A 17,223-nucleotide genomic window follows, 5' to 3' on the forward strand; every position below is an offset into this window, starting at 1 on the left:
TATCCTTGATCAATTGACCATTTTTGTTTAGCCTTAAAGAGAGGAATCCACGATCCGACTCTTTCATGAGAATGAAGGAAATCGTACATACTTTGAAGAGGCTATTGCATGAATGAAGGAGGATATAACAGCAATGAAAAAAATGATTGCGATTGATTTAGACGGTACACTCTTAAATACGAAAAGTGAAATATCCGCTCAAAACCGGCAAGCATTGATTCGTGCGAAGGAAGCTGGATATATTGTGACCATTTGTACAGGGCGCGCGACTTTTGATGTAAAAGAGCTTCTTGGGGATTTAGACATTCCCATTATTGCGGCAAATGGAGGAACTGTCCATACAGAAGGGTACAAGCTCTTCAGCAGAATCACCCTTGATCAAGAAGCTGGTAGACGTGCCGCAAAGGAATTAGTGGAACGGAACATTTATTTCGAGGTCTATACAGACGATGCCCTCCTTTCCCCATTTGATGGAAAAGATAAGCTCAAAGCTGAATTTGATATGATCAAAAGCGCCAATCCTAACGAGGATGTAGCTGATTTATGGGAAGGAGCGATGACTCAATTTAAACAGTTTGGCATCAAACCTGTCGATGACATCCGTCAAATTTTTGAGTCGAATGAACCAACTTATAAATTACTATGCTTCTCATTTGATATGAATAAGCTGCAAGAAGCACGAGATCTTCTTTCTAAGATGCCTGAGCTCTCCTTGACCTCATCTGGAGAACATATCATTGAGGTACTGCCAAAAGAGTCAGGCAAAGGACATGCCCTCAAGAAACTTGCAGCCCATTATGGCGTTGACCGATCCAATATTTATGCGATCGGTGACAGCCCTAATGATCTATCCATGTTCGATGAAGCAGGACACAGAATAGCGATGGGGAATGCGGTGGATGTCATTAAAGAAAAAAGCACCTATATCACAAAAGGCAACCATGAAGATGGCGTCGCCTATTTTATTGATCTGCTTTTGCAGAATCAATTTCAAGAAAAAAAGACGCTTGTCTGATCAGCGCCTAGTGAGAAGTCGAGAAGTCCGATCTGAGCATTGATCGGGCTTTTTCTTTATTTTTTAATTCTAACAGCCGTCTCATATTTATCCTTCCAATACGTACTTGTTTTCATATTGGTAATGACAACGCCATTTGAAACCGTCACATGAATGACTTGATTTGAACCAGCATAAATGGCTGGCATCAACGAAGTCCCTTTAAAAAAGACAAGATCTCCTGGCTTTAGTTCCGATCGTTTCACAGGTGTACCTGCTTTAACTTGTCCCTGCGCATAGCGAGGCATCTCCATTCCAAGCACTTCTTGATAGATATACTGCGTGAATCCTGCTGTATCAAAGCCTTGCTTTGGGCTCGCACCACCTTTTACATAGGGTACTTCTCCAATATACGTGGCAGCTTTTGATACGACTGGGTCTTCTTTCGCTAGTTTCAGCTCAGTTAATCGTTTCGCACCTGTCCATTTCTCACGCCAATACGATTCAGACAAATAAGAAATCGTCACACTTTCCGAACGGCTCGCATGAATAAAGCGGTCTCCTCCGATGTACATGCCTACATGTGAAATTCCTTTTTTATACGTGTTGCTAAAAAAAACAAAGTCTCCAGGGCGAATATCGTCTCGTGCTACTTTCTCTCCAACCATCCATTGCTGCTCAGCACTTCTTGGTAAATAAATCCCAAGTGATTTTTCAAATAAATATTGTAAAAAACCTGAACAATCGAATCCTACTTTTGGATCTGATGCCCCGAATACATAAGGGATTCCTAAATATTTCATCGCATCTTTCACCAGTTGATCATCCGACATCTCTTGGGAGACAGGCAGCCGTTTGACCGCATAGAACCGATCGGTCCAATATTTACTTTTGCTGACATCTGTTTTCACCACCCCTTGACTGAGTGTGATGTGGATCACTTGATCATTTCCAGCGTACAAAGCAACGTGTGTCGGGATGTCTTTTGTTTCTTCAAGACTGCGAAAATAGACAAGGTCTCCGGGCTTTGCTTTTTCCCATGATACATTTTCACCGATTTGGTATTGATCGATCACCTTTCGCGGCAAATCAAATGCACCTGTTGTTTTGTATACATATTGTATAAAGCCAGAAGCATCAAAGCCCGTTTTCGGATCGATTCCTCCTTTATGATAAGGCGTGCCTATCAGCGTTTCCGCTTGTTTTAAAGGAGATGTTGTTTGAGCAGACACCTCTGTTTGGGACATAAACATGAGTCCTACAATGGCACATCCTCCAAGCAGTATTCCTTTCCATTTCATCCTCTCTTCCCCCTTTCTTTTATAGTTTCGACATGACCCCTTTCATTTTACACCTTTTTCCGTCAAAAAAGAGCACGCCTCGCGTGCTCTTTTCATCATCATTTCTTTATTTACTCGCTTCCGCTTTTGACTGCTTTTGCTGTTCAATTTTCTGCATTTCAACCGAGATCTTTTGTTTCTCATGATCTGTGAGGCTGTCACTGAATTTAAAAGCAGACATAAAGACAAAGACTAAAATTAACGCAACAAACGGCCAGCTTGCTTTAAGGAATTTCATTTTTTATCCTTCCCTTCGTTTTCTTTTAATGTTTGAACTTTATCAGAATGATCGACTTCAAAGAAAATATGTCCGTCTTTTTCTTTCCAATCCGCATTCGTGCCATTTGTCAGCATACGGATAATCGATTTTGATTCAAGAGATCCTGCTTTGACTGGAGCAGGTGTCGCTTCTTTGATGTACATTGGAACCACTTCAAATGTCGCTTTTCCATCTTCATTCAGATGATACTGAACAATAGCAGAATCACGTGTTCTTGACCAACCTTGGTCAAAAATAAAGTTCCCCAAGCTATAGAAAATCGCTGTTCCGTTATAGACTTCCATCGGCTCAAGAACGTGCGGGTGTGCACCGATAATGATATCAGCACCAGCCTTTGACATCGCTCTTGCCAGCTCTCTTTGTCTGTCGTTTACTTCATTGTTATATTCCTGTCCCCAGTGCGCATGAACAACAACGATATCTGCCTTTTCAGCAGCTTGTGAAATCATCGGAATAAAGATAGATGGATCAGCTGGCAGAATACCTGCCTTTCGATTTGTTGCTTTAAAATCTTTTCCATATACATCTGTAAAACCAAGGGTAGCGATTTTAACGCCATTCACTTCTTTGTATGAAATGTTCTGCTTCGCATCATTGACGTTGCGCCCAGCCCCTGTATAATCCATGTCAGCTTTTTCAAAAGCATCAATCGTGTTATTTAAGCCTTTTTCACCGTAGTCTGCTGCATGGTTATTCGCAAAGTTTAGTACAGAGAAATTCAAATCCTTTAACGCTTGTACAGAATCTTCATCTGTTTTCAAATGAATATTCTTTTGTGCTGCCTGTTCCTTATCTGAAGCCACTGGATGCTCAAAATTCCCAGTTACATAATCTGATACATCAAAATACGGCTTCGCATAGCGGAACAGGTGCTGCTTTCCATAGCGGTCTGTTACTTTCTCTACATTTCTTCCAAACATAATATCTCCGACAAACGAAGCGGTCAGGATGTTTTCTGGATTCTTTTCTACAGTTGGTACTTGTGCTTTCCCGATAAATGTAAATAGAAATGTACAAGCAATGACAATCGGTAAAGCAATCAGTACGTGTTTATTCGTCTTTTTCTTTTGGTTCTTTGTGATTTTCAGCAGCTTTTCCTGAAAGCTCAATTTTTTATTCATCATTGGACACACCTTATCTTAAAATAGATAGTAAACATACATGATGGCAAATGTTGCACCACTTAGAAGTAATGTGCTTCCAAGGGTAATCGTAAGACCTTGCTTTTGAATCGTATTCGCAATCAATCCAGGCACGATGATTCCGATTCCGCGGAATTCTGCTATTTCAAACGGAACCACTGGATAGAAGAAATCAAATATGAGCTTTAGGGCAATTCCTGTAATCAGCATCGCCGCAAACTTTCTGCGTCCGTACAAAATCATAAATTTCGATAGACCAAAACGAACGATCACATATGTCAGCAAGCTGACAGATAAAACAACTAAAATGAAGACTGGCTGGTTAAAGACGAGCGCCAGATAACCTGGAACAACCAACCCAGCTGGTACGATTCCTGTTTTTTCTGCAAAAATTAAACTGAGTAGAACACCTAAAATTAACGAGATATAAAGATCTGATCCGAACATTTTCTATATTTCCTCCTAGCTGACAAGCTGCTTAATTTTGTATTCTTGAATTTTTTCGATTAAAGGTTCAGCGGCGCCGTGAATATTGCCGACTCCATAAACCACTCGATTATGAAGCTTTTTCTCAAGCATGTTCATAATTTGTTCTGTAGATTGATATTCAAGGTTGTGTAAGTGGTCAGCCGGAATTTTTCCATCCTCAAATGCCTTCACAATTGGATCTGTCGTTTCACCAATTAAGACAAGATCACTTGCTTCAATATAAGGAAGTACATCCTCCGCAAACTGGATCGTTCTATCTACACGATCCGCACGACAGTTCATGATAATAATCGGTTCATCTGTTGGATACCCAATTTCCTTCACACGCTTCCAAATGTTCAATGTAGATGCTGCGTCATTAGCCGCAAATCCATTTACAAAATGTCCAGGTGTTTTTGCGTCCATTAATGGAAGAATTCTCATCGCTCCTGGATCAGGCGGCGCATTTAACATGCCTCTAAATGCCGTATCTTCATCAATTCCCAATGCTTGTGCGACACCAAGTGCAAGTGAAGCATTATCCGGGAACACCATATACTCAAATTTCCGTAAATACTCATCGGTAATCTTGGAATTATCTGCAACAATCACTTCAGTATTGCGTTTTTTCGCAATCTCTTTAAAGAAATCTGTATATTCACTATCCGTAATAACCAAGTGCCCATTGTAAGGAATTGTCGCTGTAAAGGCTTCAGCTATTTCATCAAGAGTTGGCCCCATCACATCCATATGATCTTCAAGAACGTTTACGATCACGCCAATATTCGCTTGAAGCAGCTCTTCCTGAAAGATAATTTGGTAATCTGGATTCACCGCCATACATTCACTGACGATGGCATTTGCTCCTCTTTCAACGGTTTCTCTCATAACTTCTTTCTGCTCTCCGATATTTGGTCCTTGCGGTTTCCTTTTAATCGGTTTCTCTTCTGGCGTATCCCAATAAATCATTCTTGCATCCGTTCCTGTTGTTTTGCCGACAGTTTTATAACCTGCCTCCATTAAGATACCGGTTGTCAATCTTGTAACGGTAGACTTTCCGCGTATACCATTAATATTGACGCGTACCGGCAGGGCATCGATATTTTTCTGATGACGCTTCTTTTCAATAAAGCCAATCCCTAACATGATGACACAGGCTATAACGATTAACCACATCGCTTATCTACATCTCCTTTTTTTATGAGTGTGATATGTAAATTCAATCAACAGTATATAGGTTCAGCATAAAATCACAATCGGTATTATGTAACATAATCTTTCACTTCCTCGTATGCCAAATTCCTCTAATCAGAAGGCGTATTTGCCTATCTCACGCTCAAATGAAAAGGCCAAAAGACGGACAAAATGACGACTGAATTTCTGCTCAGAATAAGAGAAAGCGTTACCATCAAACAGTGAAAAATCTTTTGTCCTTTTCTCCCTAAATTTTTCGACAATTATTAAGATGTATTTTGAATCAATGTTTTAAAGCCCTTTCATCTCTACGAAATCAGTCATATCAGCGCTTTAAATGAATAGTGCGTGTTTTAGAATATTTTATATTTTTAAATGAACAGGTTAGAAAGTCATCCTCATCGGTCAGAACGCTATGTGTTGACCTATGACAAAGGTCACCTGTCAAAAAATCAAGTCATCTGCTTATTTTCAGGTCACAAAAAATTGGGATAAGATGTCAAAGATTAATCATTTTGTTATAGCCTCTCTTTACGATATTCACTCCTTATGACCTAAACAATGAAACATTATTCATTTCTTTTTATCAAGATTCATCATTTCTTAACATTTTTAATGTGATTTTAGTTGAAAGTTGTCGGTTCGTGTCATGCTTTCCCCAAAGATGACGCATAAAATCATCTTCTCGGCTTACACTATGGTTAAAAAATCTGTGAGAGGAGGCTAAAGATGCCAAATACGAATGAGCAAACACGCTTACACTTTTTATCAGGCGGTTTTGAGGAAAAGATTCGGATTCTGAACAAAGCATTTCAACAAAGCGCTGATTTTGAATACCGGGAATTGATGGTGAATGAAACGAAATCAGTGCTGTTTTTTATTAAAACTAGAGTCGATGAAAGCAAATTAAACGACTTCATTATCGGCAACTTGCTCGGTCCTCCTGGAAAACAGGACTATGCAAAATCTCTTAGTTCACTCGAAACAGGTGACTTGACGCTGATTGTCGACAGCATTATTGCCGGAAGTATTGCCTTCCTTGATGAAAAATCCGCACAGATCAAAATATTTGCTGTTGGGCAGCCGCCGCTGCGTTCCATTTCTGAACCTTCTTCTGAAAGTATTATTGCAGGCGCACATGATGGGTTTGTTGAGAGTTTAGATACCAATTTATATTTGCTGCGTTCACACTTAAATGATCGAAAACTTGCAATCCAGTATCATAAGGTCGGTACAAAATCTGAAACAAAGGTTGCGACGGTTTATATTTCTGATATTGCCAATCAAGAAAAGATAGATGAGGTTAACAAACGAATTTCTTCTATTAAAGTAGACACGCTGCTTAGCCCAGGTTCTATTGTAGAGGCGATTGAGGATGATTCGTATTCCATCTTCCCGCAGCTTATTGACACAGAACGACCTGACAAAGTGAGATCCGCCATTCTTGAAGGAAGAATTGTCGTCTTAATGGACGGCAGCCCAATGGCTATCATTCTGCCTATTACGTTCTTTAGTTTCTTTCAATCACCAGATGACTATAATAGCCGCTGGATTCCGGCTACATTTATTCGTATTCTTCGCTATGTTGCCTGTATCATCGCAGTGATTTTGCCTTCTTTTTATATTGCGGTCATTGGTTTTCATTATGAGGTGGTCCCGGATGAATTAGCGATTACGATGAAAAATTCCATCATCGGCATTCCTTTCCCGCCGTTAATTGAAGCAATGCTGATGGAAATTACGATTGAGCTCATACGAGAAGCAGGGGTGCGACTGCCAAAGCCAATTGGTCAGACGATTGGGATTGTAGGCGGTTTGGTGATTGGAGACGCTGTGGTAAAAGCTGGACTCATTTCGAATGTCCTTGTCATTGTTGTTGCCGTGACAGCTGTTGCATCCTTTGTCCTCCCATCCTTTGAAATGACGTCCACCATTCGTATGCTTCGTTTCCCTCTCATGTTTATGGCATCGATGTTTGGGTTTATTGGCATTTCATTCGGCCTGTCGATCGTATTGATGAATTTATGCCGCCTCGAATCACTAGGTGTCCCGTACTTATCACCAGTGGCTCCATTTAACTGGCAGGACTTAAAAGATACTGTGATCCGATTACCGATGTGGATGTACAAAAAGCGCCCTGTTTACTTAAATCCAAAAAAGAAAGAGCAAATTGAAAATTTGAGAGGATGGAAAAATAAAGATGAAAAATAAAATATCTCCACCTCAAGCTGTCTTTTTTATCATTCAATCTCAAATTGGTGTCGGTATTTTAGCTCTCCCCCATTTGCTGATGAAAGACATGGGACACGATGGGTGGATGGCGATTATCTTAGCCTGTTTTTTCATTCAAATCATTAACACCATTTTTATTTACATCATTCAGAAGTATCCTGATACATCATTTTTCCAAGCCTTAATTGAAGTGTTCGGAAAATGGATCGGCCGGACATTGGTGGCACTATATACGTTATACTTCGCCTCCGTCTGCATTGTTGTTTTATCCATTTTCACAAGAATTCTTGGCATTTGGGTGCTGCCGCTCACACCAAATTGGGTCATTAATCTATTACTGATGATCTCCATCATTTACATTGCAAAGGAGCAAATTACGGCGATTGTCAGGTTTAACTTCATTTTGACGCCCTTTTTGCTCATGCTGTCTCTCTTAATGCTCTATTCATTAAAAGGAACCAATATCGACTACCTCATGCCCTTTTTCCAAGTGGACGTTTCTCAAGTTTCACTCGGATTAAAGGACGTCGTTCTATCTATGAATGGGTTCGAGATGATCCTCATTATCTCTCCATTGATGAAAGGAACCATTAAGGAACGATATAAAGTCATGACCATTGCCAATATATGCACGACGCTTTACTACCTATTTATTACATTGATTTGTTTTATGTTCTTCAGTCCGATTGAGCTCAATATCATTCCCAACCCTGTTCTTTATTTGTTAAAAACCATTTCGTTCGGTGTGATTGAGCGAACAGACTTGATCTTTCTCAGTTTCTGGGTATTTATCATTCTTGCCACACTCAGCAATTACCTTTACTTTTGTGCGAATGGCGTGGCAAGTATTCTTAAGAAAAAAGAACACAAAAAATATGTCTTTTATTTTGCCATTTTGATCTATGCGGCTAGCTGTTACCTTGCAACCGATAATTTTAGAATTCAGCGTTTTAATGATTTTACCACCATCGCTCAATATTCATTTATTTACACACTCCCAATCTTTATGGCCATTATCATCTTTATCAAACATCGCAAAGGGAAGGTGAAATCACATGCGTCATAAGTACATACTGACGTTGCTCATGTGTGTTTCTCTCATATTCATGCCTGGCTGCTGGGATCAAAATTTATTAAAGAACATCTCTCTTGTGTTAACCTCCGCTGTTGATCAAGGAGAGGATGACAATGCGAAGTACTCGATTACTTATCGAAAGGTGCAGCAGTCTCAAAGTATGGAGCAAGGAAATACAGGTAGCTTTTTAACCACTCTTCTCACAACTGAAGCCCCTACTTTAAGAAAAGCGAGAACCAACTTCAGCCGGATTGTGGATCAAAAAATAGACATGTCGAAAATGCGGGTGATGCTGATCGGTGATGAATTTGCCCAAAATCGTCTTCTGCCCTACTTAGATATGTTTTATCGTGATCCAAAAAGTCCCCTCCTCGCAAATCTTGCCGTTGTTCAAGGGGGGACCTGTGAAGAAGTGATTAACTCGCTGCTGAAGGAAAAACTCATCGTGAGTGACTATTTAAATAACTTGATCACAACCGCATCACGCTCCTCCCAAGTAGCACCTAAAAACATTCAAAGTATTCGATCTAAAATGCTCCAAACTGGAGAGGACTTCACACTGCCGTTAATCTATTTTGATCAATCGAAGAAATTAATCAGTGTAAAAGGGGTTGCTCTATTTGACAATGAGAAGAAGAAAGGCGAGTTGTACGGTCAAGATGCGATCCTACTCACCGTCATGGACGGAAAAATGGGCAAGTATGCCAACTTCACAAAAAAAGTGAGAAGCGACATGAAGTCAAAAGAAAACAATTACATCACCATCCAAGTCACTGATGTGAAGAGAGACATCGAGATTCTGAATCCCGATCATCGAAACTTAACATACTCACTCAAATTTGAATTTAATACTTCTGTCCTTGAGTACCCAAAAGATAATCTAGATACAGACAAAAAAATTGAAATGCTGAACAAAAGACTTTCAACCATCTTGACAAAAGAAGCAGAAAAAATTGTTGCTACATTACAAGAAGCAAATTCTGACGTCTTAAGCCTTGGCAGAAAATACAGAGTCAGACATTATGATGAGTATATGAAAATGAATTGGGTCACTGATTATCCAAAAGTGAAGATCATCCCAAAAATCAAAGTGAACATTACCCAAACGGGCATTATTAGTTAAGAAAAGGAAGACGTCCTCTTTCTTTTCTTTTTTTATTTTTTTAAGATTGTCTTTTTAATGCTTTCGTGATAATCTATCTGTGTAAACGGTTACACATCAAAGAAGGGAGGCACTCCATTGGCTACAATTAAAGATGTTGCAAAAGCTGCTCAAGTGTCTGTTGCGACTGTTTCACGCGTGCTCAACGATACTGGATACGTCCATATTGATACGAAAACCCGTGTGACACAAGCGATGCAGGAGCTAAACTACTTCCCCAATGAAGTGGCACGATCCCTTTTTAAAAGAGAATCAAGATTAGTTGGTCTCATCTTACCTGATATCACAAACCCCTTCTTCCCTCAGCTGGCTAGAGGCGTTGAGGATGAGATTCATGCACACGGTTTTCGCTTATTATTCGGAAACAGTGATGAAGATCGGGAGAAGGAAATGGCCTATTTACAAACCTTTAAGCAAAACCAGGTGGTCGGTGTCATCGCTGTCACAAACGAACCTGAATCGGATTTGTACAATGATGATGAACTGCCTGTTGTCTTCTTAGATCGTACCGTTCCAAATGCGCCTTCTGTGTTTGCAGATGCTACGGCTGGCGGGAAAATGGCTGCAATGGAATTAATCAAACGCGGCAGTCAGCAGATTACATTGCTAAAAGGGCCCGCTCATCTTCAAACGGCGCGGCAAAGATTCAAAGGCGCACTTGATGTTCTGACTGAAGAAGGTGCTAACTTTCATGTGATGTCTAACGCTTCTTTTTCTTTTCAGGAAGCCCGAAAAAGCGCCAAGGCTCTTTTCAAGCTGTACCCTGAAACAGATGGCATCATTGCCAGCAATGACATCGTCGCAGCAGCCGTCGTACACGAAGCGCTTCGTATTGGAAAAGCCATTCCAGAAGACGTCCAAATCATTGGATTTGATGATATTCCGCAAAGTGAACTGCTCTTCCCTTCTCTATCAACGATCCGGCAGCCTGCCTATGATATGGGGAAAGAAGCCGCAAAGCTGATCATTAAAGCCATTCAGAAACAGCCTATAGATCAAGCAGTTATTCAAATGCCCGTCTCTTTTATTGAACGAGAGACCACAAGAAAGGTGGATTCACAATGAGTCAAATAGTTGTCGTAGGAAGTTGTTCCATGGATTTAGTTGTTACATCGAATAAACGTCCTAGTGCAGGAGAAACCGTCCTAGGCGAATCATTTAAAACGGTCCCTGGGGGAAAAGGAGCAAATCAAGCAGTAGCAAGCGCAAGGCTCGGTGCAGATGTATATATGATCGGCCGAGTTGGTGATGACGCGTATGGTCAGGACATTATGAGCAATTTGCAAGCACAAGGTGTTCGCACCACCTATATGAAACCGGTTACCGAAATGGAAAGCGGAACAGCTCATATCATTTTAGCTGAAGGAGATAACAGCATTGTTGTCGTCAAAGGAGCAAACAATGAGGTAACACCTCATTATGTAAAAGATGCTCTTTCTTCTATTGAAAATATCGGAATCGTCCTCATCCAGCAGGAAATTCCTGAAGAAACAGTCGAAGCCGTCTGCGCCATTTGCAGCGAAAAAGGGATTCCTGTCATCTTAAATCCCGCACCAGCTCGCAAAGTCTCTCAGCAAATATTAGATCAAGCTGCCTATATCACGCCAAACGAACACGAAGCAGCTCTTATGTTTGATGGACTCACCATAGCAGAAGCTTTGCGCCAATATCCAAACAAATTACTCATTACAGAAGGAAAAAATGGTGTTCGTTACTTTGATGGATCAAAAGAAGTGTTGGTACCGGGCTATCCTGTGAAAGCCGTCGACACTACAGGCGCTGGTGATACTTTTAACGGCGCTCTAGCTGTAGCACTGACAGAAGGAAAATCCCTATACGACGCACTTGCTTTTGCCAACTTAGCTGCGTCTATCTCAGTCACAAAATTTGGTGCCCAAGGCGGCATGCCAGCAAGAGAAGAATTGGAGAATAAGAAATGAAGAAAAATGGTATTTTAAATAGTCATATCGCCAAGGTGCTTGCTGACCTTGGTCATACAGATACGATTGTCATCGCAGACTGTGGCCTGCCCATTCCAGAAGGCCCGGTCAAGATCGACCTTGCATTATCCATCGGCACACCATCCTTTCAGGAGGTTACTTCCCTCCTTCTTGAGGAAATGGCCGTTGAACACATCACAATTGCCAGTGAAATCAAACAAGCCAATGAGAGAGATCATTTATTTCTAAAGAAAGCGTTCTCACATCCGTTAAATGAAGTCGATCACGAGACGTTCAAAGACATGACCAAACAGGCAAAAGCAGTGATTCGCACGGGTGAAGCCACCCCATACGCAAACTGCATTCTTCATGCCGGTGTCATCTTTTAAAAGGAGGAGCCACTTATGAACATTGAAATGCATAACATCCATAAGGCCTTTGGAAAAAACACCGTTCTCGCCGGGGTCTCCTTTGACCTCGTCACAGGTGAAGTCCATGCACTTATGGGTGAAAACGGGGCAGGAAAATCAACGTTAATGAATCTGCTGACAGGACTCTATTCCCTGGATCAAGGAACGATTCAAATCGACGGAAAAGAAACCGCTTTCAAAAATCCGAAAGAAGCCGAGCAGAACGGGATTGCCTTCATTCATCAAGAACTGAATATATGGCCTGATATGACGGTACTCGAGAATTTATTTATCGGGAAAGAAATCTATACAAAACTTGGTCTCCTAGACACCAAGAAAATGAAAGCCCTCGCCCAAGCGCAGCTCGACCGATTGTCTGTCAACCTCTCGCTCGATCAAGAGGCAGGAAGCTGTTCTGTCGGACAAAAGCAGATGATTGAGATTGCGAAAGCGTTAATGACCGATGCAAAGGTCATTATTATGGATGAACCAACAGCTGCTCTCACAGACCGTGAGATTGAAAAGCTATTTCAGGTCATTGAATCACTCAAAAAAGAAGGCGTTTCCATCGTCTACATTTCTCACCGGATGGAAGAAATCTTTGCCATCTGTGACCGGATTACGATCATGCGTGACGGAAAAACGGTCGATACGAAAGCGATACCAGACACGAATTTCCATGAAGTCGTCAAAAAAATGGTCGGCCGCGAATTAACCGATCGTTACCCTGAGCGCACACCTTCTACTGGTGATATCGTCCTAGAGGTGAAGCAAGCAACGAGGAAAGGCCGCTTTCAAGATGTCAGTTTTTCCGTCAAAGCTGGGGAAATTGTCGGTGTTGCAGGCTTAATGGGCGCTGGCCGGACGGAAATGATGCGGTCGCTCTTTGGACTCGATCCCCTGGATCAAGGAGAAATTTGGGTTCATGGGAAAAAGGCTGTCATTAAAAAACCAAGTGATGCAGTCAAACTTGGCATCGGTTTTATCACGGAGGATCGCAAAGATGAAGGACTGATGCTGGATGCATCCATTCGGGAAAACATCGGCTTGCCTAACTTAGACAGCTTCTCACCAAAGGGGCTGATCGATAAGAAAAACGAGCAGGACTTTGTTGACCTTCTCATCAAACGACTCACGATCAAAACCGCTTCATCTGAAATCTCTGCACGCAGCCTGTCCGGTGGAAATCAGCAAAAGGTCGTCATCGCCAAATGGATCGGCATTCAACCGAAGGTACTCATTCTAGATGAACCGACAAGAGGTGTCGACGTCGGGGCGAAACGAGAAATTTATCAGCTTATGAACGAGCTGACGGATCGAGGCGTTGCGATTTTGATGGTCTCCTCTGAACTCCCAGAAGTTCTTGGGATGAGCGATCGAGTGCTTGTCATCCATGAAGGAACCATCAGCGGCGAATTAAGTAAAACAGAAGCTACACAAGAACGAATTATGACATTAGCTACAGGAGGGAAGTAACATGAAACCACTTACTTCAAATGGACGATTTGACAACATCATGCAAAAGCTTGGGCCATTCTTAGGACTCATCATCCTTGTTGCCATTGTTTCTATTTTAAATCCGGCCTTTTTAGAACCATTAAACATTTTAAACTTACTCAGACAGATCTCCATTAACGCCCTCATTGCCTTTGGCATGACGTTTGTTATTTTAACCGGAGGAATTGATTTGTCTGTCGGTGCCATTCTAGCGCTGTCTAGTGCTCTGACTGCCGGCTTTATTGTATCTGGTTTGGACCCAATTCTTGCCATCATCGTTGGATGTATCATCGGTGCCATCCTTGGAATGATCAACGGTCTTTTAATCACAAAAGGAAAAATGGCTCCTTTTATCGCAACACTTGCGACGATGACGATTTTCAGAGGATTGACGCTTGTTTATACAGACGGAAATCCAATTACAGGGCTTGGCTCTAACTATGCATTTCAGCTATTTGGCCGTGGATATTTCTTAGGAATTCCTGTTCCAGCGATCACCATGCTTCTCACCTTTATCGTACTTTGGGTCTTGCTTCATAAAACACCTTTTGGCAGAAGAACGTATGCCATTGGCGGAAATGAAAAAGCAGCCCTCATCTCAGGCATTAAAGTACCACGCGTCAAAATCATGATTTACTCATTAGCCGGCTTTATGTCTGCTTTAGCAGGTGCGATCTTAACATCTCGTCTCAACTCAGCCCAGCCAACAGCTGGTACGTCGTATGAACTTGATGCAATTGCTGCCGTTGTACTTGGCGGGACAAGCCTATCCGGCGGAAGAGGACGAATTGTCGGCACACTCATCGGGGTGCTCATTATTGGTGTCTTGAACAATGGTATGAACTTACTTGGTGTTTCATCATTTTATCAATCTGTTGTGAAAGGGATTGTCATCTTGATTGCAGTCCTACTCGACAGAAAGAAATCTGCTTAAGGAGGCAGCTGCTATGAAAAAATATGTAATCCTGATCGTGACTCTCTCATTATTCATGCTCTCTGCCTGCTCGCTTGAACCGCCAGAGTGGGCCAAATCAACAAAGGATGGCAAGAAAAAAGACATTAAAATCGGACTGTCGATCTCGACTTTAAATAACCCATTCTTCGTTTCTCTTAAAAACGGCGTGACAAAAGAAGCGAAAAAGCTTGGCATCGAAGTTGTCATTGCCGATGCACAAAATGATTCAGCGAAACAAACGAGTGATGTAGAAGATTTAATTCAACAAGGGGTTGATGCATTACTCATTAACCCAGCCGATTCCTCTGCCATATCAACGGCTGTCGAATCTGCGAATGCTTCAGACATACCGGTCATCACATTAGACCGCTCCGCAGAAAGCGGAAAGGTTGAAGCGCTCGTTGCTTCCGATAACATCAAAGGCGGCGAAATGGCCGCTAACTTTATCATCGACAAGGTTGGTAAAGGCGCAAAAGTGGCTGAACTAGAAGGTGTACCAGGTGCTTCTGCGACACGTGAACGAGGAAAAGGTTTCCATCAAATTGCAGACAAAAAGTTAGATGTCACAGCAAAACAAGCCGCTGACTTCGACCGGACAAAAGGGCTCAACGTGATGGAAAACCTTCTTCAAGGAAACCCTGACATCAAAGCCGTTTTTGCCCACAATGATGAAATGGCGCTTGGCGCACTAGAGGCCATCCAAAGCTCTGGAAAAGACATTCTTGTCGTCGGTTTCGACGGTAACGAAGATGCACTCAACTCGATCAAAGCAGGAAAACTATCTGCAACAGTCGCGCAGCAGCCAGAGCTGATCGGTCAACTGGCAGTCGGCGCTGCTGACGATGTATTAAAAGGCAAAAAGGTAGAAAAAAATATCGCCGCACCATTGAAACTAGAACAAAAGAAATAAACACTAAACCCCCGATAGCCTCGGGGGTTTTAGATGTTATTCCGGTCTCTTCAGTACAAATGGCGTGCCTAAATGGGCATAATCATTACCTGCTAGGCGCGCGACTGGCTTTAATTCATTCGTAAAAATATATCCTTTTTCCGCATCATAGACAGACTCATCTAAATGCGCACACACCACCCGGCCAATGATATGATCGACTGTGACCTCCCCTTCATCATTTTGAAAGGTCAGATGTCTTTCCAGCTGACATTCAAAGCGAATGCGTGCTTCCTTGATTCCTGGCACTGACACCACGCTGCTCTTCACTTGATGAAGACCGGTACGAGTCAGCTCACTCTCTTCCTCTGGCAAAGTAGCAGCTGTTTCATTAATATCTTCAATCATCGCTTCATCACTCACATGGACAACAAATTCTTCCCTGTCGATGATATGTTTTGCTGTATCTTTCATCTCTCCTTGACGACGTCCAATAGAAACAGCGATCAGCGGAGGATGACCGCTGATGACATTAAAGAAACTAAATGGTGCAGCATTGACGACTTCTTCTTTAGAAAGGCTTGTAATAAATGCAATGGGTCTTGGAACGACGGAACCAGATAATACTTTATATGCTTCTTTTCGTGACAACTGATCCATTTGTAATGTAATCACTTCAGACATGCCTCCTCTTGTATGTAACGACATCATACCATACCCCGTTCTCTCTTCCCTTATTCCGGCTCAGCGCGATGGAGAATATGATGGACAAGATGAAACAATGCCGGATTATGATTTTCTCGTCTATAAGAAATGGTCCATTCCGCGAGTAGCTGCTCACCTTCAATTGACCGATACACCACATCTAAATTAAATAAACGCCGGGCCGATGTTGGAATGATAGCAATTCCGATTCCCGCTGTGACAAGCCCAATGACCATTTGATATTCTGCTGCTTCCTGCACGATATTAGGTGAAAATCCATACTTTTCACAAAGTAGGACAAAATACTGATAAAGGGACGGCCATGATTCCTTTGATAAAGAAATAATCGGCTCATCACGAATATCTTCAATCGTGACCGCTTCTTTTTCCGCCAGCGGATGGTTTTTCGGAATCGCAAAAATACATTCACTTTGCTTCATTAAACGACTGACCAATTCTTCTTGCGGTGATGTAGGATGCAAAAAACCAATATCAATCTCACCATTCAAAAGCGCCTCAAGCTGCTGCGGGACAGAGAGCTGTTGCAGCTCAATACTGACAGAGGGGTACAGCTCTCTGAATTCACGGACAACTGGCGGCAGAATATCATATGTCGCTGTACCAACGAAACCGATGATAATCTTCCCAAGCTCCCCTCTTGCCGTATGCCGGGCATGATCAACGGCTTTATCAAGCTGATGCAGCACCCCCCGGACCTCATGTAAAAAAACCTTTCCAGCAGCTGTTAACTCCACCACCCGTTTAGACCGGTGAAACAAAGGAAATCCCAATTCTTCCTCAAACTGCTTAATTTGCTGACTAAGTGGAGGCTGTGTCATGTTCAATCGTGCGGCCGCTCTACCGAAATGCAGCTCCTCCGCGACTGTGACAAAATACTGCAAATGTCTCAGTTCCATCCTTTCACTCCTCAAACACTTAT

Annotated in this window: 17 protein-coding genes; 10 read left to right on the plus strand and 7 right to left on the minus strand. The window is 42.0% G+C overall.

Annotated features, from left to right (window positions below; all coding sequences use genetic code 11):
* Positions 1-133: 133 nt before the first annotated feature.
* A complete protein-coding gene (locus BA79_RS08515; RefSeq protein WP_186317853.1) occupies positions 134-1,015 on the plus strand; it encodes a Cof-type HAD-IIB family hydrolase in 882 nt (293 codons plus the stop codon).
* Positions 1,016-1,071: 56 nt separating this feature from the next.
* On the opposite strand, the gene BA79_RS08520 is transcribed toward BA79_RS08515, so the two are convergent.
* From BA79_RS08520 to pgsB, 5 genes are all read right to left on the minus strand, one after another.
* The gene (locus tag BA79_RS08520; protein WP_035702253.1) at positions 1,072-2,295 is read right to left on the minus strand and encodes a C40 family peptidase; all 1,224 of its coding nucleotides are present in this window, start codon (positions 2,293-2,295) and stop codon (positions 1,072-1,074) included.
* Between the two features lie 106 nt (positions 2,296-2,401).
* A complete protein-coding gene (gene edmS / locus BA79_RS19575; protein WP_008343253.1) occupies positions 2,402-2,572 on the minus strand; it encodes an extrachromosomal elements maintenance protein EdmS in 171 nt (56 codons plus the stop codon).
* On the minus strand, positions 2,569-3,735 hold the full coding sequence (locus tag BA79_RS08525) for a CapA family protein (protein WP_017360004.1): 1,167 nt from the start codon (positions 3,733-3,735) through the stop codon (positions 2,569-2,571). The genes edmS and BA79_RS08525 overlap by 4 nt, the downstream gene beginning before the upstream one ends.
* Before the next feature lie 18 nt (positions 3,736-3,753).
* The gene (pgsC, locus tag BA79_RS08530) at positions 3,754-4,203 is read right to left on the minus strand and encodes a poly-gamma-glutamate biosynthesis protein PgsC (RefSeq protein ID WP_007497520.1); all 450 of its coding nucleotides are present in this window, start codon (positions 4,201-4,203) and stop codon (positions 3,754-3,756) included.
* A 15-nt stretch (positions 4,204-4,218) separates the two neighbouring features.
* Positions 4,219-5,400: a poly-gamma-glutamate synthase PgsB gene (gene pgsB / locus BA79_RS08535; RefSeq protein ID WP_007497522.1), complete on the minus strand. Its 1,182-nt coding sequence runs from the start codon at positions 5,398-5,400 to the stop codon at positions 4,219-4,221.
* Positions 5,401-6,147: 747 nt separating this feature from the next.
* Between pgsB and BA79_RS08540 the strand changes: the two genes are divergently transcribed.
* From BA79_RS08540 to rbsB, 9 genes are all read left to right on the plus strand, one after another.
* The gene (locus BA79_RS08540; RefSeq protein WP_035702256.1) at positions 6,148-7,629 is read left to right on the plus strand and encodes a spore germination protein; all 1,482 of its coding nucleotides are present in this window, start codon (positions 6,148-6,150) and stop codon (positions 7,627-7,629) included.
* Positions 7,619-8,716 (plus strand): GerAB/ArcD/ProY family transporter, encoded by a 1,098-nt coding sequence (locus BA79_RS08545; RefSeq protein WP_035702259.1) that lies wholly within the window; start codon positions 7,619-7,621, stop codon positions 8,714-8,716. Before BA79_RS08540 ends, BA79_RS08545 begins: the two co-directional genes overlap by 11 nt.
* Entirely contained in the window at positions 8,706-9,848 is a 1,143-nt protein-coding gene (locus BA79_RS08550; protein WP_035389743.1) for a Ger(x)C family spore germination protein, read from the plus strand. Before BA79_RS08545 ends, BA79_RS08550 begins: the two co-directional genes overlap by 11 nt.
* A gap of 117 nt (positions 9,849-9,965) precedes the next feature.
* Complete coding sequence (locus BA79_RS08555; protein ID WP_007497527.1) at positions 9,966-10,952, plus strand: LacI family DNA-binding transcriptional regulator; 987 nt, start codon at positions 9,966-9,968, stop codon at positions 10,950-10,952.
* Complete coding sequence (gene rbsK / locus BA79_RS08560) at positions 10,949-11,827, plus strand: ribokinase (RefSeq protein WP_035702262.1); 879 nt, start codon at positions 10,949-10,951, stop codon at positions 11,825-11,827. The genes BA79_RS08555 and rbsK overlap by 4 nt, the downstream gene beginning before the upstream one ends.
* Positions 11,824-12,216: a D-ribose pyranase gene (rbsD, locus tag BA79_RS08565; protein ID WP_007497529.1), complete on the plus strand. Its 393-nt coding sequence runs from the start codon at positions 11,824-11,826 to the stop codon at positions 12,214-12,216. The genes rbsK and rbsD overlap by 4 nt, the downstream gene beginning before the upstream one ends.
* A 15-nt stretch (positions 12,217-12,231) precedes the next feature.
* Positions 12,232-13,713, plus strand: coding sequence for a sugar ABC transporter ATP-binding protein (locus BA79_RS08570; protein ID WP_035702265.1), 1,482 nt, complete (start codon positions 12,232-12,234; stop codon positions 13,711-13,713).
* Between the two features lies 1 nt (position 13,714).
* Positions 13,715-14,668 (plus strand): ribose ABC transporter permease RbsC, encoded by a 954-nt coding sequence (gene rbsC, locus BA79_RS08575; RefSeq protein ID WP_007497532.1) that lies wholly within the window; start codon positions 13,715-13,717, stop codon positions 14,666-14,668.
* A gap of 13 nt (positions 14,669-14,681) precedes the next feature.
* Positions 14,682-15,599: a ribose ABC transporter substrate-binding protein RbsB gene (rbsB, locus tag BA79_RS08580; RefSeq protein ID WP_017368181.1), complete on the plus strand. Its 918-nt coding sequence runs from the start codon at positions 14,682-14,684 to the stop codon at positions 15,597-15,599.
* 36 nt (positions 15,600-15,635) lie between these two features.
* Here rbsB and BA79_RS08585 read toward each other — a convergent pair whose 3' ends face one another.
* Both BA79_RS08585 and alsR read right to left on the minus strand, forming a co-directional pair.
* Positions 15,636-16,253 carry a flavin reductase family protein gene (locus BA79_RS08585; RefSeq protein WP_211251391.1) on the minus strand — a complete coding sequence of 206 codons (618 nt, stop codon included), beginning with the start codon at positions 16,251-16,253 and terminating at the stop codon, positions 15,636-15,638.
* Between the two features lie 59 nt (positions 16,254-16,312).
* Positions 16,313-17,200 (minus strand): acetoin biosynthesis transcriptional regulator AlsR, encoded by an 888-nt coding sequence (alsR, locus tag BA79_RS08590; protein ID WP_035702272.1) that lies wholly within the window; start codon positions 17,198-17,200, stop codon positions 16,313-16,315.
* Between the last annotated feature and the right edge of the window lie 23 nt (positions 17,201-17,223).

This window comes from Bacillus altitudinis 41KF2b (assembly GCF_000691145.1).
Lineage (GTDB): Bacteria > Bacillota > Bacilli > Bacillales > Bacillaceae > Bacillus > Bacillus altitudinis.

Coding starts and splice junctions, on each gene's coding strand:
- BA79_RS08515 (WP_186317853.1), top strand. CDS start 134: ATGAAAAAAATGATTGCGATTGATTTAGACGGTACACTCTTAAATACG.
- BA79_RS08520 (WP_035702253.1), bottom strand. CDS start 2,295: ATGAAATGGAAAGGAATACTGCTTGGAGGATGTGCCATTGTAGGACTC.
- edmS (WP_008343253.1), bottom strand. CDS start 2,572: ATGAAATTCCTTAAAGCAAGCTGGCCGTTTGTTGCGTTAATTTTAGTC.
- BA79_RS08525 (WP_017360004.1), bottom strand. CDS start 3,735: ATGAATAAAAAATTGAGCTTTCAGGAAAAGCTGCTGAAAATCACAAAG.
- pgsC (WP_007497520.1), bottom strand. CDS start 4,203: ATGTTCGGATCAGATCTTTATATCTCGTTAATTTTAGGTGTTCTACTC.
- pgsB (WP_007497522.1), bottom strand. CDS start 5,400: ATGTGGTTAATCGTTATAGCCTGTGTCATCATGTTAGGGATTGGCTTT.
- BA79_RS08540 (WP_035702256.1), top strand. CDS start 6,148: ATGCCAAATACGAATGAGCAAACACGCTTACACTTTTTATCAGGCGGT.
- BA79_RS08545 (WP_035702259.1), top strand. CDS start 7,619: ATGAAAAATAAAATATCTCCACCTCAAGCTGTCTTTTTTATCATTCAA.
- BA79_RS08550 (WP_035389743.1), top strand. CDS start 8,706: ATGCGTCATAAGTACATACTGACGTTGCTCATGTGTGTTTCTCTCATA.
- rbsK (WP_035702262.1), top strand. CDS start 10,949: ATGAGTCAAATAGTTGTCGTAGGAAGTTGTTCCATGGATTTAGTTGTT.
- rbsD (WP_007497529.1), top strand. CDS start 11,824: ATGAAGAAAAATGGTATTTTAAATAGTCATATCGCCAAGGTGCTTGCT.
- BA79_RS08570 (WP_035702265.1), top strand. CDS start 12,232: ATGAACATTGAAATGCATAACATCCATAAGGCCTTTGGAAAAAACACC.
- rbsC (WP_007497532.1), top strand. CDS start 13,715: ATGAAACCACTTACTTCAAATGGACGATTTGACAACATCATGCAAAAG.
- rbsB (WP_017368181.1), top strand. CDS start 14,682: ATGAAAAAATATGTAATCCTGATCGTGACTCTCTCATTATTCATGCTC.
- alsR (WP_035702272.1), bottom strand. CDS start 17,200: ATGGAACTGAGACATTTGCAGTATTTTGTCACAGTCGCGGAGGAGCTG.